Origin of the sequence: Paraburkholderia sp. BR10923 (genome assembly GCF_040948765.1) — a bacterium.
In the GTDB taxonomy this organism is placed as follows: Bacteria; Pseudomonadota; Gammaproteobacteria; order Burkholderiales; family Burkholderiaceae; genus Paraburkholderia; species Paraburkholderia youngii.
In genome coordinates, this window is record NZ_JBFPKO010000001.1 from 424,897 (window position 1) to 448,124 (window position 23,228).

The window sequence follows — 23,228 nt, forward strand, 5'->3', positions numbered from 1 at the left end:
CGTGCGCCCCGGCGCGGTGCGAGTTTGGCGGTTCTGCGTGGCCAACTGACGGGCGTGCCCGGAAGCGCGCCGGATGGTCGAATCGGGTATTGTAAACGGTTGTGTGCTTGAACCGCTCGGCCGCTCGCGTGCGGGCCGGGCGCCGTCGGCTTCACCGCTTCCATCGCCTATCCGTTCGTCATGACGTCCGCCCCTTCGCCCGTTTCCGTCGCTTCCCCCGCATCGAACTCTCGCGACGAGCCGCTGTGCGCGCGCCGCGCTGCGCTCGCCGCGTTGCGCGAGCGGGAACCGGCCGCGAAGGCCGCGGCGGCCCGCGAACTGTACGCTGCGGTACTCGATGGCCGCGCGCTCTGTGACGCCGGCCTCGACCTCGCCGAGCCCGCTGGCCTGCCCGGCCGCCCCGAACGGCCGGAACTGGTCGAACCGCGCCAGCTCGGCCGACGCAGCATGCAGTCGCCGCAGGGGCGCGCGGTGCTGCTCCACGCGCTTGCGCACATCGAGTTCAACGCGATCAATCTGGCGCTCGACGCCGTCTGGCGCTTCTCCGGCATGCCCGCCGAGTTCTATGCCGACTGGCTCAAGGTCGCCGCCGAAGAGGCATATCACTACTCGCTGCTCGCCGCGCGTCTCGCCGACTACGGCCACGCATACGGCGATTTCCCGGCGCACGGCGGCCTGTGGGACATGTGCGAGCGCACTCGCGGCGACGTGCTCGCGCGCATGGCGCTCGTGCCGCGGACGCTCGAAGCACGCGGCCTCGACGCGTCGCCGCCGATCCGCGCGCGGCTGCAGCAGGCCGGCGATCACGCGTCGGCGGCGATTCTCGACGTGATCCTGCGCGATGAAATCGGCCACGTGCTGATCGGCAACCGCTGGTTTCGTCACCTGTGCGACGCGCACGACCTCGATCCGCACCACACGTATCTGCGTCTGGCCGACCAGTATCACGCGCCTAGACTGCGTGGCCCGTTCAATTTCGAAGCGCGCCGCGACGCCGGTTTCGACGACGCCGAACTCGCCGCGCTCGCACGCGAGGATACGCTGCAAGTCGCACGGGCTGCGGACGACCGGGCGTCGCCCTGATAATCCATCACCACCTCTCGCGGCGTCCACCCTATAATCGAACGACCATTCTTTTTTGCGAGTGCGCCGTTGATGAATACCTCCCACTCTGAATTCGTTAGCGCACATGGCGTCCGGCTGCACGTGCGGCGCTGGGGCCGTCCCGACGCGCCGATACTGTTCATGCTGCACGGCTGGATGGATGTCGGCGCGTCGTTCCAGTTCGTCGTCGATGCGCTCGGCGGCGACTGGCAGGTGCTCGCGCCGGACCTGCGCGGCTTCGGTCTGTCCGACTGGCCGGTTGCCGGGCACGGCGGCGGCACCTACTGGGTGCAAGACTATCTCGGCGATCTCGACGCGTTGATCGACCACTACGCGCCGGACGGCGAGGTGAACCTGGTCGGTCACAGCCTGGGTGCGAACGTCGTGTGCCTGTACGCCGGCGTGCGGCCGCAGCGGGTGCGGCGGGTGGTCGATCTGGAGGGCTTCGGGCTCGCGCCTTCATATCCGGCGCAGGCGCCGAAACGTCTGCTGAACTGGCTCGACGAATTGCGCGATCCACCGCAGTTGAAGCGCTACGCGTCGCTCGACGAGGTCGCCGCGCGCCTGATCAAAACCAATCCGCGCCTCGATCCGCGGCGCGCGCAGTTCCTCGCGCAGCACTGGTCGAAGCCGGATGGCGAAGGGCGTTTCATGCTGCTCGCCGACCCGGCGCACAAGGTCCGCGGCCCCACCTTGTATCACCTCGACGAGGTGATGGCGGTGTGGCGCAAGGTCAGCGCGAAGGTGCTGCACGTCGAGGCCGCCGGCTCGCCGACGCTCGCGCGAATCGCCGGCGACGTGCCGCTCGACGAATTCAAGGCGCGTTTCCACGCGTTTGCCGATTGGCGCGAGAAGATCATCGACGGCGCGGGGCACATGGTGCATCACGACCAGCCGGAGCAGGTCGCCGCGTTGATCGAGGGTTTCTGCGCCTGACGCCGTGCCTGAAGCTACGGTCGAAAGGGCGCTCGCGGGTCGCCCGGACGTTGGTCTCGGCACTGCCCCGTCCTGACCTTCCGGCACCCGGGCAAGTGCAACCGGCGTCGCCAGATACCCCTGCGGACCCTTACTGCATTACAGTAAAATGACCGCAGAACCCTTCCAGGACCACGATGAACGCCGATCTTCACTGCCACTCCACCGTTTCCGACGGCCAGTTCGCGCCGACCGACGTCGCGCGCCGCGCGCACGCGAACGGCGTGACGCTGTGGGCGCTCACCGATCACGACGAAGTGGGCGGCCAGCAAGAGGCGCGCACCGCGGCCGAGGCGCTCGGCATGAACTACCTGAGCGGCGTCGAGATTTCGGTTACGTGGGCGGGGCGCACGGTGCACATCGTCGGACTCGGCATCGATCCGTCCAACCAGGTCCTGATCGACGGTCTTGCCCGCACCCGGGACGGCCGCGCCGCGCGCGCCGAGGCAATCGGCGAGCAACTGGCCACGCTCGGCATTCCACACGCGTACGAGGGCGCGCTGCACTACGTATCGAATCCCGACATGATGTCGCGCACGCATTTCGCGCGCTTCATGGTCGAGCACGGCCACTGCGCAAACACCCAGGAAGTGTTCGACCGTTATCTCGGCGACGGCAAGCCGGGTTATGTCGCGCACCGCTGGGCCAAGCTCGCCGACGCGCTCAGCTGGATCCAGGCCGCCGGCGGCGTCGCGATCGTCGCGCATCCGGGGCGTTACGCCTATTCTCAACTCGAATTCGACGCATTCTTTGGCGAATTCATCGACCTCGGCGGCAAGGCGATCGAGGTCGTGACCGGCAGCCACACGCCCGACCAATACCGCGAATATGCGGATGTCGCGCGTCGCTATGGCTTCGAGGCCTCGCGCGGTTCCGACTTCCATGCGCCAGGCGAAGGCCGCATCGAACTGGGCACACTGCCGCCGCTACCCGCCGATCTGAAGCCCGTCTGGGAACGCTGGCTGTGACCGCGCGCCGTGCCGGAACGGCACGTCTCGCACGCGGGCAGGCTGGCTGCGGCACGCGCGCTGCTCGCCGCAGCCCATCCGCCGCAGTTCGTCTGCCGCCATCGTGAGTCCCCATGTCCCAATACTTTCGGCTCCATCCCGACAATCCGCAGCCGCGCCTCGTCAAGCAGGCCGCGCAGATCATCAACGACGGCGGCGTGGTCGCCTTGCCGACCGATTCGACCTACGCGCTCGCCTGCCGTCTCGACGACAAGGATGCGGTCGAACGCCTGCGGCGTATTCGCGGACTCGACGAAAAGCAGCTGCTGTCGCTGCTCGTGCGCGATCTGTCGGAGCTCGCCAATTTTGCGATGGTGGACAACTGGCAATATCGGCTGCTGAAATCGGTGACACCGGGTCCGTACGTGTTCGTGCTGCAGGCCACCAAGGAAGTGCCGCGACGCGTATCGCATCCGTCGCGCAAGACGATCGGTCTGCGCGTGCCGGATCACGCTATCACGCTCGCGATTCTCGAGGAGCTCGGCCAGCCGCTGCTCGGCACGACGCTGATCATGCCCGGCGAAACCGAGCCGCTCAACGACCCCGAGGAAATCCGCGCGCGGCTCGAAAAGCAGCTCGATCTGGTGATCGACGGCGGCGCGTGCGTGTGCGAGCCGTCCACCGTGATCGATCTGACTGGCTCGGAGCCGGTGCTGGTGCGGGCAGGGCGCGGCCCGCTCGAGCCGTTCGGCCTCGAGGAAACGGCGTGAGCGGCCCGAGCGAAAGCGGACAGACACGCGCGAGCGCATTGTTACAATAGCGAGTTATGGATTCTTCCCTGATACAGACAATTGCGGTGTACGCGCTGCCGGTGATCTTCGCGATCACGCTGCACGAGGCCGCGCACGGCTACGTCGCGCGCTGGCTCGGCGACAACACCGCGTACGTGCTCGGCCGCGTGTCGCTTAACCCGATGCGGCATATCGATCCGCTCGGCACGATCGCGATTCCGTTGCTGCTGTACTTCGCGACGAGCGGCGCGTTCATGTTCGGCTATGCGAAGCCGGTGCCCGTCGCGTTCGGCAATCTGCGCAATCCGCGCTGGGGCAGCCTTTGGGTCGCGGCGGCCGGGCCGGTATGCAATTTTGTCCAGGCGCTGCTGTGGGGCGTGCTTGGCATCGTGCTGGCGGTGCTCAATGTCAACGAACCGTTTTTTACGCGTATGGCGGGCGCGGGCGTCGGCGTCAATCTCGTGCTCGGCGTGCTGAACCTGTTTCCGCTGCCGCCGCTAGATGGCGGACGCGTGGTGATGGCCCTGTTGCCGCCGAAGCAATCGATCGCGTTGTCGCGGCTCGAACCGTACGGCTTTTTCATCGTGATGGCGCTCGTGATGACGGGTACGCTCACGCGTTTCTGGTTGAGGCCCCTCGTTACGCTCGGCTATAGCGCGATCACCGCAATTCTGACTCCTCTTGTCTCGCTTTTCTAAATAACCATGTTCCCAGACCGTATCTTCTCCGGCATGCGGCCCACCGGGTCGCTGCACCTCGGCCACTATCACGGCGTGCTGAAAAACTGGGTGCGGCTGCAGTCCGAGTACCCGTGCTTTTTCTGCGTGGTCGACTGGCACGCGCTGACGACTCACTACGAAACGCCCGAAGTGATCGAAAAGAACGTGTGGGACGTGCTGATCGACTGGCTCGCTTCCGGCATCGATCCGGCGCAGGCGACGCTGTTCATCCAGAGCAGGGTGCCCGAGCATGCCGAACTGGCGCTGCTGCTCGGCATGAGCACGCCGCTCGGCTGGCTCGAACGCGTGCCGACCTACAAGGAGCAGATGGAAAAGCTGAAGGACAAGGATTTGTCCACCTACGGCTTCCTCGGCTACCCGGTGTTGATGGCGGCGGACATTCTGCTGTATCGCGGCTCGCTCGTGCCGGTCGGTGAAGACCAGGTGCCACACGTGGAGATGACGCGCGAAATCGCTCGTCGTTTCAACTACCTGTACGGGCGCGAGCCGGGCTTCGAGGAAAAAGCGAACGAAGCCGCGAAGAAGCTCGGCGGCAAGCGCTCGAAGCTGTATCACGAACTGCGCAATGCGTATCAGCAGGAAGGCAACGACGAAGCGCTCGAACGCGCGCGGGCGATGCTGCAGGAATCGCAAAGCCTGTCGATGAGCGATCGCGAGCGCCTGTTCGGCTATCTCGAAGGTTCGCGCAAGATCATCCTCGTCGAGCCGCAGGCGATGCTGACCGAGGCGTCGCGCATGCCGGGTCTCGACGGCCAGAAGATGTCGAAGTCGTACGGCAACACGATCGGCTTGCGCGAAGACGCGGAAACGATCACGAAGAAGGTCCGCACGATGCCGACTGACCCCGCTCGCGTGCGCCGCACCGATCCGGGCGATCCGGACAAGTGTCCGGTGTGGCAGCTGCATCAGGTCTACACCGACGAAGCGACCCACGAGTGGGTGCAGAAGGGCTGCCGCTCGGCGGGCATCGGTTGCCTCGATTGCAAGCAGCCGGTCGTCGAAGGGATTCTGCGCGAGCAGCAGCCGATGCTGGAGCGTGCGCAGAAGTACATGGACGACCCCTCGCTGTTGCGCGCGATCGTCGCCGATGGCTGCGACAAGGCACGCCGCTTCGCGACCGAAACGATGCGCGACGTCCGCGAGGCGATGGGGCTTTCGTACAACTGATGCGCACTCGAGGCGCCGCCCCGCAGCGATGAGCACGCCGGCTATCCCTGGCTTGCATGGCCTCGGTGAGCCGTCGCGCTGGGTGCGTCACTGGGCGCACCTGATCGCGCCGGGCGGGGCGGTGCTCGACGTGGCATCGGGGGCCGGGCGGCACGCGCGCTTTTTTGCGTCGCTCGGCCATCCGGTCACCGCGATCGATCGCGATGCCGCTGCCCTCGACCGGCTGCGCGACGCACCGCTCGTCAGCCCTGTCGTGGCCGATCTCGAAAGCGCGCCGTGGCCATTGCCGGACGATGCGGTGTTCGCCGCCGTCGTGGTCACCAATTACCTGCACCGACCGCTTTTTCCGCAGTTGCTGCGCGCGCTCGCGCCCGGCGGCGTAATGGTTTACGAGACCTTTGCGCAAGGAAACGAAAGCGTCGGCAAACCCTCCAATCCGGCGTTTTTGCTCGCGCCTGGCGAGTTGCTCGAGATCGTGCGGGGCCAATTGCGGGTGATCGCATTTCAGGACGGATTTCTCGCCGAGCCGCGTCCGGCGTACGTTCAGCGCATCTGCGCGGTTCGGGAAGCGGCACCTGCGGATGATCCCGCACGAGCAACAGTTCCACCTTGTTACGAGTTGGCTGGCTAATCCGCTACAATCGCGGTTTACCTGATCATATTCATGGCGTTTCATGACTAACGGCAACCACAGCGGTCACCAGGACGGCGTTCAGATCCGCGGCAGCATTCCTGCCATCATCACTCCGATGCTCGAAGACGGCAGCCTTGATCTGCCGGCGTTTCGCAAACTGATCGACTGGCACGTCGAGGAAGGCACGAATGCGCTCGTCGTGGTCGGCACGAGCGGCGAGTCGGCCACGCTGTCGGTCGAAGAGCACGTGCTGATGGTCAAGACCGCGGTCGACCACACCGCTGGACGCATTCCTGTCATCGCGGGCGCGGGCGCCAACTCCACCGCCGAGGCGATCGAACTCACGCAGCACGCGAAAGACGTCGGCGCGAATGCCACGCTGCAGGTCGTGCCGTACTACAACAAGCCGACCCAGGAAGGCATCTACCGCCATTTCGCGAAGATCGCCGAAAGCGTCGATCTGCCGGTGATCCTGTACAACGTGCCGGGCCGCACCGTCGCCGACATGAGCAACGAGACCATCCTGCGCTGCGCGCAGGTGCCGGGGATCGTCGGCGTGAAGGAGGCCACGGGCAACATCGACCGCGCTGCGCATCTGATCAAGTCGGCGCCGGCAAACTTCAGCATCTATAGCGGCGACGATCCCACTGCGATCGCGCTGATGCTGCTCGGCGGTCACGGCAATATTTCGGTCACCGCGAACGTCGCGCCGCGCGCAATGAGCGAGCTGTGCAAGGCCGCGCTCGCCGCGGACGCGAAGACCGCGCGCGAGATTCATCTGAAACTCCTGTCGCTGCACAAGTACCTGTTTGCCGAAGCGAATCCGATTCCGGCGAAGTGGGCGCTGCAGCAACTGGGGCGTGTGCAGGGCGGCATCCGCCTGCCGCTCACGCCGCTCGACGCGCAATACCACGAAGTGGTGCGCGGCGCGCTGCGCGAAGCGGGCCTGCTCGGCTGAACGGCCCGCCCGTCCAGCCGCCCACGCCAGACCGCCACCGGCATTTCATTAACCGACGTCGCTTCAGCCCACGTTCCCGGCAGACCGAACGAGGCATCGCGTTCCAGCATCACGAAGGACCTCATGAAACGTTCCGCACTTTCCCTCCACGCAACCCGCATGGCGGCGCTGGCGCTTGCCCTGTCGACGCTCGCCGGCTGTGACACGCTGAACGACTGGTTCGCTTCCGACCGCGTCAACTACAAGGCGACCTCGAGCGCACCGCCGCTTGCCGTGCCGAGCGACCTGAGCACGTCGCCGAACGACCAGCGCTATGTGGCGCCGCCCGCCAATCTGGCGCTCGGTGGCACGCCGACGCGCGCTGTCACGGCCGCCGGCAACGCGACCGAAGGTCAGCCGACCGCACAGGATCCGCTCGGCATGCATATCGAGCGCGACGGCGACCGTCGCTGGCTGGTGGTAGACGGCCGTTCCCCGGAACAGCTGTGGCCGCAACTGCAGGAGTTCTGGCAGGAGAACGGCTTCGTGCTGAAGACCGACGCGCCGGCCACCGGCATCATGACGACCGACTGGGCGGAGAACCGCGCGAACATTCCGGACGACTGGTTCCGCCGCACGATCGGCAAGGTGATCGACTTCGCCTATTCGTCGGGCACCCGCGACAGTTTCCGTACGCTCGTATCGCGCGGTTCGGACAGCGCGACCGATATCTCGATCACGCATAGCGCGATGGAAGAGGTGATGACCGGGCAGGACAAGACGTCTTCGCGCTGGGAAGAGCGTCCGCGTGACCCGGCGCTTGAGGCGCTGTTCCTCGCCAAGCTGATGCAGAAGTTCGGCCTGACCGAAGCGCAGTCGAAGCAGCTGCTGACCGACGCGCGCCCGGCCAGCGCGCCGACTACCATCGAGCAGAACGCGGGCGCGTCGACGCTCGATCTGCAGGAGTCGTTCGACCGCGCCTGGCTGCGTGTGGGCCTCGCGCTCGATCGCACCAACTTTACGGTCGACAACCGCGATCGCGAGAAGGGCATCTACTACGTACGCTACGCGGATTCGATGCAGGAGCTGAAGAAGGAAGGTTTGTTCGGCAAACTGTTCTACAGCGGCAATTCGACGCGCAAGCCGGGCCAGGAATTCCTCGTCAACGTGCGTGCGAAGGGCGACGCGGTGACGCAGGTTGCGGTCGTCGACGCGAACGGGCAGATCGATACGTCGTCGGACGCGCAGCGCATCGTGTCGCTGCTGCACGCGCAACTGAATTAGGCGGGTCGTGCGCTTCGCAAGTCTCGGCAGCGGCAGTGAAGGCAACGCGCTGCTGGTGGAAGCGCACAGCGGCGCGAGCACCACGCGCGTGCTGCTCGACTGCGGGTTTTCCGGGCGCGAAGTCGAGCGGCGTCTCGCGCGGCTCGGCGCGAGCGCCGAGCATCTCGATGCGATCCTGATTACGCATGAACATAGCGATCACATCGGCAGCGCATTGACGCTGGCGCGCAAGTGGTCGATTCCGCTGTACATGAGCTGGGGCACCGCGCGCGCGGTGGGCGCCGACGAAACCGATGTCGACCTGCAGGTGCTGTGGGGCGACGAGGCGGTAGCAATCGGCGAGCTCAGCGTTCTCCCTTATACCGTTCCGCACGACGCTCGCGAACCGTTGCAATACGTGTTCTCGAACGGCGCGCGCCGGCTCGGCGTGCTCACCGACGTTGGCACGTCCACCCCGCATATCAGCGCGGTGCTGAGTGGTTGTGACGCACTCGTGCTCGAATGCAATCACGACGTGCAGATGCTCGCGGGCAGTCGTTATCCGCCGTCGCTGAAGGCGCGTATCGGCGGCAATCACGGGCATCTGAACAACGACGCGGCGGCTGAAATCCTGGCGTCGCTCGACCGCTCGCGTTTGCGGCATCTGGTCGCCGCGCATCTGAGCCAGCAGAACAATCTGCCGGAACTCGCGCAGGCGGCGCTGGCGGGCGTGGTTGGCGCGGCTCCCACCGAGGTGGTGGTTGCGTCGCAGAGCGAAGGTTTCGGGTGGTTGACTCTGTGACTGCGGTGCGGGGCTGGCTTCCGGTTGCGCCGCGCAGCATATGTCAGCTGATCAGGTAATGAAAAAAGCCCATAACGAACAATCGTTATGGGCTTTTGCTTTGAGCGTCGAGGCGGCGCAGGGCACGCCTCGCGACCGGCCAAGCCTAATTGCGGTTGCCCCCGAAAATGCCGAGCAGCGCAAGCAGGTTCACGAACACGTTATACAGATCCAGGTAGATCGCTAGCGTCGCGGTGATGTAGTTCGTCTCACCGCCGTTCACGACGCGCTGCACGTCGAACATGATGTAGGCGGAAAAGATCACGATTGCCATGACCGAAACCGTCAGCATCAGTGCCGGCAGTTGCAGGAACACGTTCGCGACCGAAGCCAGCAGGATCACGATCACGCCCATGAAGAGCCATTTGCCGAGGCCCGAGAAGTCGCGTTTGCTGACCGTGGCGATGGTCGCCATGGCCGCGAAGATCACACCAGTGCCACCAAACGCGAGCATGATCAGCGACGGGCCGTTCGAGAAGCCGAGCACGAACGCGAGAATGCGCGACAGCATCAGCCCCATGAAGAACGTGAAGCCGAGCAGTACGAATACGCCGACGGCGCTGTCCTTGGTGCGCTGAATCGCGAACATGAAGCCGAACGCGATCGCGAAGAACGCCAGCATGCTCATGGCGGGACTGGTGGCGGCAAACAGCGAGAAGCCGGTGGCAAGACCGACCCAGGCGCCGAGCACCGTTGGGATCATCGACAACGCGAGCAGCCAGTAGGTATTCCGTAGCACGCGGTTGCGTGTTTCGACCGTACTGACCGCGCCGTTGCGGTCAAACATATATGGATGTTCGTTCATGGTCTCTCCTTACCTCGGAAGCGTGTTTCGTGATGGTGATACGGAAATTTGCGAAGCGCCGGCGGGCGCACCGTTCATCCGTAAGATTAGCGCGGCGGCACGGAGTTTCAATACCCTCCAGTCGCCCCTATGGCCTACGCTACCAGTATTTTGCACCCGTTGCTTCGATCCTTTCAAGTCTGTAAGGGTTCAATCGCAATGATACACGAGAACATGCTACAATAGCGGATTCATTTAAATCTGTAACCTCTTAATTTTTTGGAGTTTTTATGGCGATCGAGCGCACCCTGTCGATTATCAAGCCGGACGCAGTGGCCAAAAACGTGATCGGCCAGATCTATACCCGTTTCGAAAACGCTGGCCTGAAGATCGTGGCATCGCGCATGGTTCATCTGTCGCGTGCTGACGCCGAGAAGTTCTACGCTGTGCACGCAGCACGTCCGTTCTTCAAGGACCTCGTCGAATTCATGATCTCGGGTCCGGTGGTTGTGCAGGCGCTGGAAGGCGAAAACGCGATCCTGAAGCACCGTGACCTGATGGGTGCGACGGACCCGAAGAAGGCAGAAAAGGGCACGATCCGTGCCGACTTCGCCGACAGCATCGACGCCAACGCGGTGCACGGTTCGGACGGGCCGGAAACGGCTGCGGTCGAAATCGCTTTCTTCTTCCCCCAAGTCAACGTCTACTCGCGTTGAGCGCCTCGCGCTGAGGTCGGGTAGTGACCTCAGTCGCGTATCGCAAGCCGTCTTTCGCGTGGCGCGTTTCGTGCGGTCGAATTGTTTTATCGCATGGATCGCGCGCGGTGCACGGCAAAAGTAGTAAGGTAAAAGCAGCAGGAATGGGCGCGAACGGCACGGCGTTCATGCAGCTTGTTGCATGAACGTAGTCTCGCACTGAAATGGCAGGATTCGATATGACGAGCAGTCCCTCCGTCAACCTTCTCGACCTCGACGCCCAAGGGCTCGTCGCCTATTGCGACAGCCTGGGCGAGAAACCGTTTCGCGCCAAGCAATTGCAGCGCTGGATTCACCAATACAACGCTGCCGACTTCGACGGCATGACCGATCTCGCGAAGTCATTGCGCGAAAAGCTCAAAGGGCGCGCCACGATCACAATGCCTGGCGTCGTCAGCGATCATATTTCGTCGGACGGCACACGCAAGTGGCTGATCGATGTCGGTAATGGCAACGCCGTTGAAACCGTGTACATACCCGAAGAAACGCGCGGAACGCTATGTGTGTCGTCGCAGGCGGGGTGTGCGGTCAACTGCCGATTCTGCTCGACCGGCAAGCAGGGGTTCTCCCGCAATCTCACCACCGGCGAAATCATCGGCCAGTTGCGCATGGCCGAGTTTGCGCTGCGCGCGTCGCGTGGCGATGCCGGCGGCCGCGCGATGGGCGGCGACGGCAAGGGCGAGCGCGTCGTCACGAACGTCGTGATGATGGGGATGGGCGAGCCGCTGCTCAATTACGACGCGGTCGTGCCAGCCATGCGTCTGATGCTCGACGACAATGCGTACGGCCTGTCGCGCCGGCGCGTCACGTTGTCCACGTCGGGCGTCGTGCCGATGATGGACCGGCTTGGCGCGGACTTGCCCGTGGCGCTCGCGGTGTCGCTGCATGCGTCGAACGACGCGCTGCGCGACGTGCTGGTGCCGCTCAACAAAAAGTATCCGCTGCGCGAACTGATGGCGGCGTGCGAGCGCTACCTGAAAGTGGCGCCGCGCGATTTCATTACGTTCGAATATTGCATGCTCGATGGCGTGAACGACAGTGAGGCGCACGCACGCGAGCTGCTCGCCGTCACGCGCAGCGTGCCGTGCAAGTTCAATCTGATTCCGTTTAATCCGTTTCCCGAATCGGGCCTTATCCGCTCGAAACCGGAACAGATCAAGCGGTTTGCGCAGGTGTTGATCGACGCAGGCGTCGTCACCACCGTGCGCAAAACCCGCGGCGACGATATCGATGCTGCCTGCGGTCAGCTGGCCGGCGCGGTGAAAGACCGCACGCGTCTTGCTGAGCGCACCGGGAAGGCGGCGAAGGTGATCGAGGTTCGCGCCGTGTAATCGCGTGGGGCAGCAGGGCGTCGGCGTTCGGCGGAAAGCACTGCGAACGCAAAAATGCTCTGATGCCACCGGCGGTTGAAAAGAAAGTTTGCAGAATCGATCGGGAGCGGCACACAAAGCCGCACATTTTGTTATAAACGGTCTGCGATTTGGACGTGAGGCTCGAGCCCGTCCAGTCGCACGATTAAAAGAATCGACGCGAAAGGATTTGGGATGAGTGAGCCGCAGCACCCGCAGCCGCACGAGACAGACACGAACGATGGCCATCCGTCACCCGTCGCAAGGGCAGTGGTCCAGCCGGTCGTGCAGCCGGCCCTCGATTCGTTGGCAGCGGTTGGCGCGCGCTTGACCCAGTTGCGCGAGTCGAAAGGCTGGGCGATCGAGGACGTGTCGGCGCGGCTGAAGGTGTCGGTCGTCAAGCTGAGCGCGCTCGAAGCGGGCGACATCAGCCATCTGCCGGACACGACGTTCGCACTCGGCGTCGTGCGCAGCTACGCGAAAATGCTCGGCGCCGATCCGGCGCCTTTTACGGCGGCGCTGCGTCGCGAGAGAGGAGTGCCGGCGCCGAATCTGTCGATGCCCGCGTCATCCGGCAAGGATCTGCCCCGCGGCAAGGTTTCGCTGTCGCTCGGCGATAGCGGACACAAGAGCCGTTCGTGGCTCTGGGGCATTGCGGCGATCGTCGTCGCGGTCATCGCGCTCGGCATGTGGCGCACCAACGGCGGCGATTCATCCGCGTGGCTCGCGCGGCTGAAGGCCAGCGCAAATAGTTCGACGAGCAGCGACACGGCGGCGTCGGGCCCGGTCGCGCAAGGCCCGGCGACGGCGGAAGGCGCATCGGCGCCGGACGCGGCGGCCACGGCGGACAACGCGGGGAGCGCGGATAATGCGGCGTCTGCGTCGGCAACGCCGATGCCCGCACCGCTTGCCACCGGCACCGCGCCGGGCTCGGCCCCGGCTGCGAATACAGCGGCAACGCCGGCGCCGGCGGCAGCGGCAGCGAAGGCCGGCTCGCAGGCGCAGGCACAGGCCGCCATGGAGAGCCCAAGTGCACCGGTGGTCGTGGCGAACGCGTCGGCACCGGCGGTTGCGCCAGCGCCCGGCGAGTCGGTCGTCGCGCTGCGGGTGACGCAGGACAGCTGGTTCAGCGTGCGTGACAAAAACGGCAAGGAATTGTTCTCCGGCCTCGTGCATGCTGGCGATCCGAAGGAAGTGACGGGCGCCGGCCCGTTCAAGGTGACGGTCGGCAACAAGGCGGGTCTCGAGTCGGTGACGCTCGACGGCCAGCCGGTCGATCCGTCGAAATATGCGGCAGCCAAGGGCAATGTGGCGCGGTTTGCGCTGCCTTGACAGATACGGTACGCGCCGCGGCCAACCGGTCCGCGGCGCTTTTTCAATTGAGGCGCTGCGTTTTTGCATAGCGCGTGCGGCGTAAATGGGTTTTTCGATGCAAACCGAAGCTCAATCCCAATCCTGTAGCAAGATCGTTTCAGACGAGCCGGTGTTCGGCGGCCCCGCGATGCGGCGCAAATCGCATGCGGTCAACGTCCGCTGGGGCGGCCAGCTCGTGACCATCGGCGGCGATGCGCCGGTGCGCGTGCAGTCGATGACCAACACCGACACCGCCGACGCCATCGGCACCGCTATCCAGATCAAGGAGCTGGCGCAAGCCGGTTCGGAACTGGTGCGTATCACCGTGAATACGCCGGAAGCGGCGGCGGCCGTGCCGGCTATCCGCGAGCAACTCGACCGCATGGGCGTGATGGTGCCGCTCGTCGGCGACTTCCATTACAACGGCCATCTGCTGCTGCGCGACTATCCGGGCTGTGCGGAATCGCTGTCGAAATACCGGATCAATCCGGGCAACGTCGGGCACGGCGCGAAGCGCGACACGCAATTCGCGCAGATGATCGAGGCGGCGGTCAAATACGACAAACCGGTGCGCATCGGCGTGAACTGGGGCAGCCTCGACCAGGACCTGCTCGCCAAGATGATGGACGAAAACGGCTCGCGCGCTACTCCGTGGGAAGCGCAAAGCGTGATGTACGAAGCGCTGATCCAGTCCGCGATCGGCTCGGCGGAACGCGCGGTCGAACTCGGCCTCGGGCGCGACCAGATCATCCTGTCGTGCAAGGTCAGCGGCGTGCAGGATCTGATCGCGGTGTACCGCGAACTCGCGCGCCGTTGCGATTTCGCGCTGCATCTGGGCCTGACCGAAGCAGGCATGGGCTCGAAGGGCATCGTCGCGTCGACCGCAGCGCTGTCGGTTTTGCTGCAGCAGGGCATCGGCGACACGATCCGTATCTCGCTGACTCCGGAACCGGGCGCCTCGCGCACCGGCGAAGTGATCGTCGGTCAGGAAATCCTGCAGACAATGGGCCTGCGCTCGTTCACGCCGATGGTGATCGCTTGCCCAGGCTGCGGCCGCACCACGAGCACGCTGTTCCAGGAACTGGCGTCGCAGATCCAGACCTATCTGCGTCAGCAGATGCCGGTGTGGCGTGACCAGTATCCCGGCGTCGAGCAGATGCACGTCGCGGTGATGGGCTGCATCGTCAATGGTCCGGGCGAGTCGAAGCAGGCGAATATCGGCATCAGCCTGCCGGGCTCGGGCGAGAACCCGGCCGCGCCGGTGTTCATCGACGGCGAGAAAGTGAAGACGCTGCGCGGCGAAAACATCGCGCAAGAATTCCAGCAAATCGTGAGCGACTACGTCGAGCGCCGCTATGGCCGCGCCGAAGCGCTCAACTAAATACCGGCAATCGAAACACAGATGACTGAACAGAAGAAAAAGCTCGAGAAGCTTTCCGGCGTGAAGGGCATGAACGACATCCTTCCGCAGGAAGCCGGGCTCTGGGAATTTTTCGAAACCACCGTCAAGTCGATGCTGCGTTCGTATGGATATCAGAATATCCGCACGCCGATCGTCGAGCATACGCAGCTGTTCACGCGCGGTATCGGCGAAGTGACCGACATCGTCGAAAAAGAGATGTACAGCTTCACCGACGCATTGAACGGCGAAAACCTGACGATGCGCCCGGAAAACACGGCGGCGGTGGTGCGCGCGTCGATCGAGCACAACATGCTGTACGACGGCCCGAAGCGCCTGTGGTACATCGGGCCGATGTTCCGTCACGAGCGTCCGCAGCGCGGCCGTTATCGCCAGTTCCACCAGGTCGGTGTCGAGGCGCTCGGCTTCGCGGGTCCGGATGCGGACGCGGAAATCATCATGATGTGCCAGCGTCTGTGGGACGACCTCGGCTTGACCGGCATCAAGCTCGAAATCAACTCGCTGGGCCTCGCTGAAGAGCGAGCCGCGCATCGTGTCGAACTGATCGCATACCTCGAGAAGCACATGGACGTGCTCGACGAAGACGCGAAGCGCCGTCTCTATACGAACCCGCTGCGCGTGCTCGATACGAAGAATCCCGCGCTGCAGGAAGTCGCGCAAAACGCGCCCAAGCTGATCGACTTTCTCGGCGAAGAATCGCGCGCGCACTTCGAAGGTCTGCAGCGTCTTCTGAAGGCGAACAATCTTCCGTTTACGATCAATCCGCGTCTCGTGCGCGGTCTCGATTACTACAATCTGACCGTGTTCGAGTGGGTGACCGACAAGCTCGGCGCGCAAGGCACGGTCGCGGCGGGCGGCCGCTACGATCCCCTGATCGAGCAGCTCGGTGGCAAGCCGACCGCTGCGTGCGGCTGGGCGATGGGCATCGAGCGGATTCTCGAGTTGCTGAAGGAAGAGCAGCTCGTGCCGGAAGACGAAGGTTGCGACGTGTACGTGGTCCATCAGGGCGACGCCGCGCGCGAGCAGGCTTTCATCATCGCCGAGCGTCTGCGCGATACCGGTCTCGACGTGGTCCTGCATTGCAGCGCGGACGGTCAGTCTGCAAGCTTCAAGTCGCAGATGAAGCGCGCCGATGCGAGCGGCGCCGCGTTTGCGGTCGTGCTCGGCGAGGACGAGATCGCCAATGGCACGGTCGGCGTGAAACCGCTGCGCGACACCCAGGCCCATGGCGGTAAGAACGAGCAACAGAACGTGCCCGCCGAAGACTTGACCGAATATCTAATCAATGCGATGGTTGCATCCGCCGAAGACGGCGACGACTGATCGCAATGTCGTCGAGCCGGCTGGCTCGACACGCACACGTAGCAAGAATGAGGAAATCGCCGGGCAATGAGTTACCACGACGAACAAGAATCGATTGAAAGTCTGAAGGCATGGTGGCAGCAGTGGGGCAATGCGACCACGTGGATCGTGCTGGTGGTGTTGTTGGCAGGCGCGAGCTGGAATGGCTGGAATTTCTGGCAGCGTCGCCAGGCCGCGGAAGCCGCGGTGCTGTATGACCAGGTTCAACAAGCCACGGCAGCGGGCGACAAGGCGCAGATCGCGCGCGTCGCCGCCGACATGGAAGACAAGTTCGGCCGCACCGCCTACGCTCAGATGACCGCGCTCGGCGCCGCCAAGGCGCTCTACACCGCTGGCGACGAAGCCGGCGCGAAGGCGCAGCTGCAATGGGCGATCGATCACGCGAAAGATGACGAGTTCAAGCAGATCGCGAAGCTGCGCATGGCATCGCTGCTGCTCGACGACAAGGCGTACGACCAGGGGCTCGCGCTTCTGGCGGAGCCGCAATCCGATGCCTTCAAGGGCGTCGTGGCGGACCGCCGCGGCGACCTGCTCGCCGCCCAAGGCAAGCGCGACGACGCGCGCGCGGCCTACAAGCTCGCGCTCGACTCGCTGTCGAAGAGCGACAGTTCGGCGCGCCAGCTGATCCAGTTCAAGCTGGATGCGCTTGGCGGCTGAGCGTCCCGCGCGGCGCGCCGCGAGCCACGACCGCAAGACGGTCTCCCTTAATCCATTTCCTGAATGCTTCGTCCACCGATGAATCTGCTGAAACGTTACGCCGTGCCCGTTATCTGTGCGATGACCGTTCTCACGCTGGCGGCTTGCTCGTCCACGAAAGACGAGCGCCGTGTGCCGACGCCGCTCACCGAGTTCAAACCCGTTCTCGACGTGCAGCAGTCCTGGTCGGCGAGCGTCGGCAAGGCGGGCCGCTACATGTTCTCGCCGGTTGCCGTCGGCAATGCCGTGTACGCTGCCGGCACGAACGGCACGGTCGCCAAGATCGACGCGCAAACCGGCAAGGACGTGTGGCGCGTCAAGCTGCATGACGATCTGTCGGCGGGCGTCGGCAGCGATGGCACGCTCACCGCGGTCGGCGGCCTGAAGGGCGACGTATACGTGCTCGGCGCGGACGGCAAGGAGCTGTGGACCGCGAAGGCGCCGGGCGAGATCATTTCGCCGCCGCTCGTCGGCAACGGCCTCGTGGTCGTGCGCACGATCGACGGCCAGATCGTCGCGTTCAACGCGCAAACCGGCGAGCAGAAGTGGAACTTCCGCAACCGCGCGGTGCCGTTGAACCTGCGCGTGTCATCGGGCATGACGTTCGCGGGCGACGCGGCCGTGCTGGCTGGCTTCCCGGGCGGTTCGTTCGCCGCTATCAACCTGCAGACGGGCGACGCCTACTGGCAGACGCCGGTGTCGTATCCGAAGGGCGTGACCGAGGTCGAGCGTATCAACGACGTGACCGGCCCGCCGACGCTGGTGGGTTCGGAGACCTGCGCGGTGACGTTCCAGGGCCAGATTGGCTGTTTCGACGCGAACTCGGGCCGCGCGCTGTGGGGCAAGCCGTTCTCGAGCACGAGCGGCCTCGCGCAGGATGAGCGCAGCGTGGTCGCCGCCGACGACTGGTCGGTCGTGTCCGCGTTCGACGTGAACAACGGTTCGGTGCTGTGGAAGAACGAGGCGCTGAAGAACCGCGAACTGAGCGTGCCGATGCTGCTCGGCCGCGCGGCCGTGTTCGGTGACTACAAGGGCTTCGTGCATTTCCTGTCGACCGCCGACGGCACGCTCGTCGCGCGGGTCAAGACCGACGGTAGCGCGATTACCGCCGCACCGGTGCTGGCAGGCGACACGCTGGTCATCCAGACGCGCGATGGCGGCCTGTTCGGCTATCGTCCGCGCTGATCGCTATAGATGGTGTCAGGCGCGCAGGCCGGCTTTGCCGGCCGCGCGCTTTTTAGTTGAAGTCTGCGTGGGCCTTGGCGCACGGCTCCTGCCTCGGGTTGCCACTCCGTCCGTGGCGTGATCGGGCAGGCTCAATAGAAAAATCGCCGGACGGGCTGGTCCGGCAAGTCGGATCGAAGCTGCGCCCGCCGGCATCGAAGGCGGTGCGTGCGCTTGGTCGGCGGCTTTGCGAACCCCGGAAGCACTCGCGCACGAGCGTCGGCCGCCGAGCAGCACGGTCTGAAGCAGGCGACCCCCGGTGGCGTCTGTGCAGCCACTCCCGTCCGCCTGGATGCGCGTGTCGATTGCGCATCCGGAGCAGGCTGAATTCGTGATAATTTCGTCAAAACGCCGCCGCGTGGCGGCTGCCTGGCGTCGCTAAGCGCGCGATCGATTGCGATCCCGCGTTTCACCGTGAACAACATCAGATGAAACCCGTTATTGCCCTCGTTGGGCGCCCCAATGTGGGGAAATCCACGCTGTTCAACCGCCTTACGCGTTCGCGTGATGCGCTGGTTGCCGACCTGCCCGGTCTCACGCGCGATCGCCACTACGGCGAAGGACGCACCGGCGAGCGGCCTTATCTGGTCGTCGATACCGGCGGCTTCGAGCCTGTCGCGAAGGACGGCATCCTGCACGAGATGGCGCGCCAGACCCGCCAGGCGGTCGAGGAGTCGGACGTCGTCGTGTTCATCGTCGATGGCCGCAACGGGCTCGCCCCGCAGGACAAGTCGATCGCCGACTATCTGCGCAAGGTCGGCCGGCCCATCTTCCTCGTCGTCAACAAGGCCGAGGGGATGAAGTACACCAACGTCGCAGCCGACTTCTACGAACTCGGCCTCGGCGACCCGCGCGCGATCTCGGCCGCGCACGGCGACGGCGTCACCGACATGATCAACGAGGCGCTCGAAGTCGCGTATGCCGGTCAGCCGGAAGAGAGCGAGGAAGACAAGGAAGCGCGCGGCGTGAAGATCGCGATCGTCGGGCGGCCGAACGTCGGCAAGTCGACGCTGATCAATGCGCTGGTCGGCGAAGAGCGCGTGATCGCGTTCGACATGCCCGGCACTACGCGCGACTCGATCTACGTCGATTTCGAACGTAACGGCAAGCCGTATACGCTGATCGACACGGCCGGTCTACGCCGCCGCGGCAAGGTGTTCGAGGCGATCGAAAAGTTCTCGGTCGTGAAGACGCTGCAGTCGATTTCCGATGCGAACGTCGTGATTCTGCTGCTCGACGCGCGTCAGGACATCTCGGATCAGGATGCGCACATCGCTGGCTTCGTCGTCGAGCAGGGCCGCGCTCTGGTGGTTGGCGTGAACAAATGGGACGGTCTCGATCCGCATGTGCGCGAGCGCACCAAAGCCGACCTCGAACGCAAACTAAAATTCCTGGACTTCGCCAAATTCCATTTTATTTCCGCCGCGGAAAAAACCGGAATTGGGCCGCTGATGCGTTCGGTCGACGACGCTTACACGGCCGCGATGTCGAAGCTGCCGACGCCGAAGCTGACGCGCGCGCTGATCGAGGCGGTCGAGTTCCAGCAGCCGCGCCGCCGCGGTCCGGTGCGTCCGAAGCTGCGTTATGCACACCAGGGCGGGCAGAATCCGCCGATTATCGTGATTCACGGCAATGCGCTCGACGCGATCACCGACACGTATAAGCGGTACCTCGAAAATCGCTTCCGGGAAACTTTCAAGCTGACGGGAACTCCATTGCGAATAGAGTTCAGATCGTCGACGAACCCTTACGCGGACAAAGGCTGAAGCAGGCTGAAGCTGGTCTTAAACCTGGGCTGAAACCCGCATGTATGCTGGGTTTGGCCGGTGGTCCCGGGCCCGCGCGTCGAAATGAAAATCAGCTATAGTGTAGCGGTTGGCGGCGGATCTCTTTTTCTTCGCCGTCAATTCAGTCAACCTGCAAAAAAATACGGAGTTTGCTATGAGCAACAAAGGGCAATTGTTACAAGACCCGTTTTTGAACGCACTGCGTAAAGAGCATGTGCCGGTGTCGATCTACCTGGTCAACGGCATCAAGCTTCAAGGGAACATCGAATCGTTCGACCAGTACGTCGTGTTGCTCCGGAATACGGTCACCCAGATGGTCTACAAGCACGCGATTTCGACGGTCGTGCCGGCCCGTCCGGTGAATTTCCACCCGGATTCCGAACAGTCCTAACCCTCGCCGCGGCCGGCACAGCGTCGCCCGTTGGCGATTCGCTCCCGGTCGCGTCATTTTGATACCCTCCAATTTGATCAATGCAGCGCTCGTTGGCATCGACTTCGGCAAGATCGATTTCGAAGCCAGTCTCGAAGAACTCAGCCTGCTCGCGCAAAGCGCGGGCGCGAACCCCGTAGTCACCCTCACCGGACGCCGTTCCAGTCCCGACGCGAAGATGTTCGTCGGCAGCGGCAAGGCTGAAGAATTGCGCCTTGCCTGTGAAGCGAACGACATCGAACTCGTGATCTTCAACCATGCTCTGGCGCCTGCGCAGCAGCGCAATCTGGAGCGGGCGCTTAATCGGCGCGTGGTCGATCGCACCAGTCTGATCCTCGACATTTTTGCGCAGCGCGCACGCAGCCACGAAGGCAAGCTGCAGGTCGAGCTCGCGCAGCTGCAATATCTGTCGACCCGGCTGATTCGCGCGTGGACCCACCTCGAACGTCAGAAGGGCGGTATCGGTTTGCGCGGTCCGGGTGAAACGCAGCTCGAAACCGACCGCCGGCTGATCGGCGAGCGCATCAAGGCACTGAAGATCCGCCTCGACAAGCTGCGCCGCCAGCACGGCACGCAGCGTCGCGCGCGTAATCGCAACCAGACGATGTCGGTGTCGCTCGTCGGCTATACGAACGCTGGGAAATCGACGCTCTTCAACGCTCTTACCAAGGCGCAGGCGTATGCCGCCGACCAGTTGTTCGCGACGCTCGATACCACCTCGCGGCGCGTGTATCTCGGCGACGAAGCGGGGCAGGTGGTGGTGTCCGATACCGTCGGTTTCATCCGCGAACTGCCGCATCAGCTCGTCGCGGCGTTTCGCGCGACGCTCGAGGAAACCATTCACGCCGACCTGTTGCTGCATGTCGTCGATGCATCGAGCGCGGTGCGGCTCGATCAGATCGATCAGGTGAACGAGGTGTTGCACGCGATCGGCGCGGACACGATCCGCCAGGTGCTCGTGTTCAACAAAATAGATGCGGTGCCAGAGCTGGCAGCCCGTGGGGACGCGGTCGAGCGGGACGAGTATGGTAATATTTCGCGCGTCTTTTTGAGCGCGCGCACCGGGCAGGGGCTGGATGCGTTGCGCGCTGCCATCGCTGAAATCGCTACAGCCGAACCGCTTGCCGAGATGCCGCTCGATGCGTCGCAAGATGACCGCTCGGCGCAACTGCGCGAAGACCACAAGATTCCAGAACTCGGGCACTGACCCGTTCCAATTGCACTGACCCGCTGTCTACTCTGGTGAACGAACACAGGTGAACGATTACAATGAGCGGAGTATCTGGCTGCGTATGCGCGCCTCGCTTTCACTGAACGATCCGCGTTGGGGCCGGGGCGACGGCAACGGCGACCGGCAACGGCCGAACGATCCGAAGCGACCGGGGCGCGACGGTGAGGGTCCGCCCGATCTCGACGAAATGTGGCGCGATTTCAATCGCCGTCTGTCCCGGATTTTCGGGCGCAAGGGCGGCGGTGTCGGCGGCGGCCGTCCGGACAACGGCCGCGGCGCTCGCCTCGGCGTCGGCATCGTAATCGGCGTGCTGATCGCAATCTATCTCGGCAGCGGCGTGTTCGTCGTACAGGATGGCCAGGCGGCCGTCGTGCTGCAGTTCGGCAAGTATCGCTATACCGCGGCGCAGGGCGTGCACTGGCGTCTGCCGTATCCGTTCGAGTCCCACGAGTTCGTCAACGTCGGCCAGATCCGCCAGGTCGAGATCGGCCGTAGCAACGTGGTGCGACTCGCCAACGTGAAGGATTCATCGATGCTCACGCACGACGGCGACATCGTCGACGTGCGCTTCGCCGTGCAGTACCAGGTGCGTAAGCCCAACGACTTTCTGTTTCGCAGCGTCGATCCGGATCAGAGCGTGATGCATGCCGCGCAGGCGGCGGTGCGCGGCATCGTCGGAGCGCACAGCACCAGCGATATTCTCGATCAGGATCACGAAACACTGCGCCAGCAGCTGATCGCGTCGATCCAGCAATCGCTCGATCAGTATCAGTCCGGTCTCGGAGTCACGGGTGTGACGATTCAGAGCGTGCAGGTGCCCGAGCAGGTGCAACCCGCGTTCGCCGACGCTGCGAAGGTGCACGACGAAAACGAACGCGCGAAACGCGATGCGCAGGCTTATGCCGCCGAGCTCGTGCCGCGCGCGCAAGCCGACGTCGATCGTCAGGTCCAGGAAGCCAAGACCTACAGCCAGAGCACGGTCGCGCAGGCGCAGGCCGAGGCCGAGCGCTTCAAGCAGGTCTACGCGCAATACGAGAAGGCGCCGGCCCTCGTGCGCTTCCGCCTGTACATGGAAACCATGCAGCAGATTTACGCGAACGCGACCAAGGTGTTCGTCGACGCGAAAAACGGCAACAACGTGCTGTATCTGCCGCTCGACAGGCTCGTCGAGCAGAACCGCGAGCGTCAGGCCGCGGCCGCGGGTGCCGCCGCTTCGGGTCCGGCTGTCGCGGGCGCGCCACAAGCGGCGAGCGCGGCTGCGCCGTCGGCTGCGTCGGCCGCTGAGACCGGTGCCGCGGCGGGCTCCGCCGCCGAGGGCGCATCCGGCCCCGCCGCTTCCGCGCCTGCGCCGGCGAGCCGGCCGAGCGCCGCGTCGCTGCGTTCGCGCGAAGCGTTCCGCAATCGCATGCGCGAAGAAGACGTTCAATAAGGAGCGCAC

The 23,228-nt window shown here is 64.3% G+C and carries 22 protein-coding genes; 21 read left to right on the plus strand and 1 reads right to left on the minus strand.

What is annotated here, in order from left to right; genetic code table 11:
* Positions 1 to 180: 180 nt before the first annotated feature.
* The 10 genes from AB3X94_RS01925 to AB3X94_RS01970 all read left to right on the plus strand — a co-directional run bounded on the left by AB3X94_RS01925 (position 181) and on the right by AB3X94_RS01970 (position 9,360).
* On the plus strand, positions 181 to 1,083 hold the full coding sequence (locus AB3X94_RS01925) for a ferritin-like domain-containing protein (RefSeq protein WP_368610671.1): 903 nt from the start codon (positions 181 to 183) through the stop codon (positions 1,081 to 1,083).
* A gap of 72 nt (positions 1,084 to 1,155) precedes the next feature.
* Positions 1,156 to 2,040: an alpha/beta fold hydrolase gene (locus AB3X94_RS01930; protein ID WP_368610672.1), complete on the plus strand. Its 885-nt coding sequence runs from the start codon at positions 1,156 to 1,158 to the stop codon at positions 2,038 to 2,040.
* Between the two features lie 176 nt (positions 2,041 to 2,216).
* The gene (locus tag AB3X94_RS01935; RefSeq protein WP_368610673.1) at positions 2,217 to 3,047 is read left to right on the plus strand and encodes a 3',5'-nucleoside bisphosphate phosphatase; all 831 of its coding nucleotides are present in this window, start codon (positions 2,217 to 2,219) and stop codon (positions 3,045 to 3,047) included.
* Positions 3,048 to 3,160: 113 nt separating this feature from the next.
* Positions 3,161 to 3,796, plus strand: a complete 636-nt coding sequence (locus AB3X94_RS01940; protein ID WP_018435435.1) for an L-threonylcarbamoyladenylate synthase — start codon at positions 3,161 to 3,163, stop codon at positions 3,794 to 3,796.
* A gap of 56 nt (positions 3,797 to 3,852) precedes the next feature.
* Positions 3,853 to 4,515, plus strand: a complete 663-nt coding sequence (locus AB3X94_RS01945) for a site-2 protease family protein (protein ID WP_176108214.1) — start codon at positions 3,853 to 3,855, stop codon at positions 4,513 to 4,515.
* Between the two features lie 6 nt (positions 4,516 to 4,521).
* Entirely contained in the window at positions 4,522 to 5,724 is a 1,203-nt protein-coding gene (locus AB3X94_RS01950) for a tryptophan--tRNA ligase (RefSeq protein WP_176108215.1), read from the plus strand.
* Positions 5,725 to 5,752: 28 nt separating this feature from the next.
* Positions 5,753 to 6,355, plus strand: a complete 603-nt coding sequence (locus AB3X94_RS01955) for a bifunctional 2-polyprenyl-6-hydroxyphenol methylase/3-demethylubiquinol 3-O-methyltransferase UbiG (RefSeq protein WP_176108216.1) — start codon at positions 5,753 to 5,755, stop codon at positions 6,353 to 6,355.
* A gap of 43 nt (positions 6,356 to 6,398) precedes the next feature.
* The gene (gene dapA / locus AB3X94_RS01960) at positions 6,399 to 7,316 is read left to right on the plus strand and encodes a 4-hydroxy-tetrahydrodipicolinate synthase (RefSeq protein WP_176108217.1); all 918 of its coding nucleotides are present in this window, start codon (positions 6,399 to 6,401) and stop codon (positions 7,314 to 7,316) included.
* 123 nt (positions 7,317 to 7,439) lie between these two features.
* A complete protein-coding gene (gene bamC / locus AB3X94_RS01965; protein WP_176125664.1) occupies positions 7,440 to 8,579 on the plus strand; it encodes an outer membrane protein assembly factor BamC in 1,140 nt (379 codons plus the stop codon).
* 7 nt (positions 8,580 to 8,586) lie between these two features.
* Positions 8,587 to 9,360, plus strand: a complete 774-nt coding sequence (locus tag AB3X94_RS01970; RefSeq protein WP_176108219.1) for an MBL fold metallo-hydrolase — start codon at positions 8,587 to 8,589, stop codon at positions 9,358 to 9,360.
* Between the two features lie 145 nt (positions 9,361 to 9,505).
* On the opposite strand, the gene AB3X94_RS01975 is transcribed toward AB3X94_RS01970, so the two are convergent.
* Positions 9,506 to 10,204, minus strand: a complete 699-nt coding sequence (locus AB3X94_RS01975) for a Bax inhibitor-1/YccA family protein (protein WP_368610674.1) — start codon at positions 10,202 to 10,204, stop codon at positions 9,506 to 9,508.
* Positions 10,205 to 10,473: 269 nt separating this feature from the next.
* Between AB3X94_RS01975 and ndk the strand changes: the two genes are divergently transcribed.
* The 11 genes from ndk (at position 10,474) to hflK (ending at position 23,219) form a co-directional block, all read left to right on the plus strand.
* Positions 10,474 to 10,899, plus strand: coding sequence for a nucleoside-diphosphate kinase (gene ndk, locus AB3X94_RS01980; RefSeq protein WP_008923116.1), 426 nt, complete (start codon positions 10,474 to 10,476; stop codon positions 10,897 to 10,899).
* A 218-nt stretch (positions 10,900 to 11,117) separates the two neighbouring features.
* On the plus strand, positions 11,118 to 12,269 hold the full coding sequence (gene rlmN / locus AB3X94_RS01985; protein WP_176108220.1) for a 23S rRNA (adenine(2503)-C(2))-methyltransferase RlmN: 1,152 nt from the start codon (positions 11,118 to 11,120) through the stop codon (positions 12,267 to 12,269).
* A 213-nt stretch (positions 12,270 to 12,482) separates the two neighbouring features.
* Positions 12,483 to 13,619: a helix-turn-helix domain-containing protein gene (locus AB3X94_RS01990; protein WP_368610675.1), complete on the plus strand. Its 1,137-nt coding sequence runs from the start codon at positions 12,483 to 12,485 to the stop codon at positions 13,617 to 13,619.
* Positions 13,620 to 13,704: 85 nt separating this feature from the next.
* Complete coding sequence (ispG, locus tag AB3X94_RS01995) at positions 13,705 to 15,021, plus strand: flavodoxin-dependent (E)-4-hydroxy-3-methylbut-2-enyl-diphosphate synthase (protein WP_176108222.1); 1,317 nt, start codon at positions 13,705 to 13,707, stop codon at positions 15,019 to 15,021.
* 21 nt (positions 15,022 to 15,042) lie between these two features.
* Positions 15,043 to 16,383 carry a histidine--tRNA ligase gene (gene hisS, locus AB3X94_RS02000; RefSeq protein ID WP_368610676.1) on the plus strand — a complete coding sequence of 447 codons (1,341 nt, stop codon included), beginning with the start codon at positions 15,043 to 15,045 and terminating at the stop codon, positions 16,381 to 16,383.
* A 66-nt stretch (positions 16,384 to 16,449) separates the two neighbouring features.
* Positions 16,450 to 17,079: a tetratricopeptide repeat protein gene (locus tag AB3X94_RS02005; RefSeq protein WP_176108224.1), complete on the plus strand. Its 630-nt coding sequence runs from the start codon at positions 16,450 to 16,452 to the stop codon at positions 17,077 to 17,079.
* A gap of 78 nt (positions 17,080 to 17,157) precedes the next feature.
* Positions 17,158 to 18,303 (plus strand): outer membrane protein assembly factor BamB, encoded by a 1,146-nt coding sequence (gene bamB, locus AB3X94_RS02010; RefSeq protein WP_176108225.1) that lies wholly within the window; start codon positions 17,158 to 17,160, stop codon positions 18,301 to 18,303.
* Positions 18,304 to 18,770: 467 nt separating this feature from the next.
* Positions 18,771 to 20,108 (plus strand): ribosome biogenesis GTPase Der, encoded by a 1,338-nt coding sequence (gene der, locus AB3X94_RS02015; protein WP_013089777.1) that lies wholly within the window; start codon positions 18,771 to 18,773, stop codon positions 20,106 to 20,108.
* Positions 20,109 to 20,283: 175 nt separating this feature from the next.
* Positions 20,284 to 20,520: an RNA chaperone Hfq gene (gene hfq, locus AB3X94_RS02020; RefSeq protein ID WP_006051315.1), complete on the plus strand. Its 237-nt coding sequence runs from the start codon at positions 20,284 to 20,286 to the stop codon at positions 20,518 to 20,520.
* A 58-nt stretch (positions 20,521 to 20,578) separates the two neighbouring features.
* On the plus strand, positions 20,579 to 21,766 hold the full coding sequence (gene hflX / locus AB3X94_RS02025) for a GTPase HflX (protein WP_176108226.1): 1,188 nt from the start codon (positions 20,579 to 20,581) through the stop codon (positions 21,764 to 21,766).
* Between the two features lie 49 nt (positions 21,767 to 21,815).
* Positions 21,816 to 23,219 carry an FtsH protease activity modulator HflK gene (hflK, locus tag AB3X94_RS02030; RefSeq protein WP_368610677.1) on the plus strand — a complete coding sequence of 468 codons (1,404 nt, stop codon included), beginning with the start codon at positions 21,816 to 21,818 and terminating at the stop codon, positions 23,217 to 23,219.
* Positions 23,220 to 23,228: the final 9 nt, after the last annotated feature.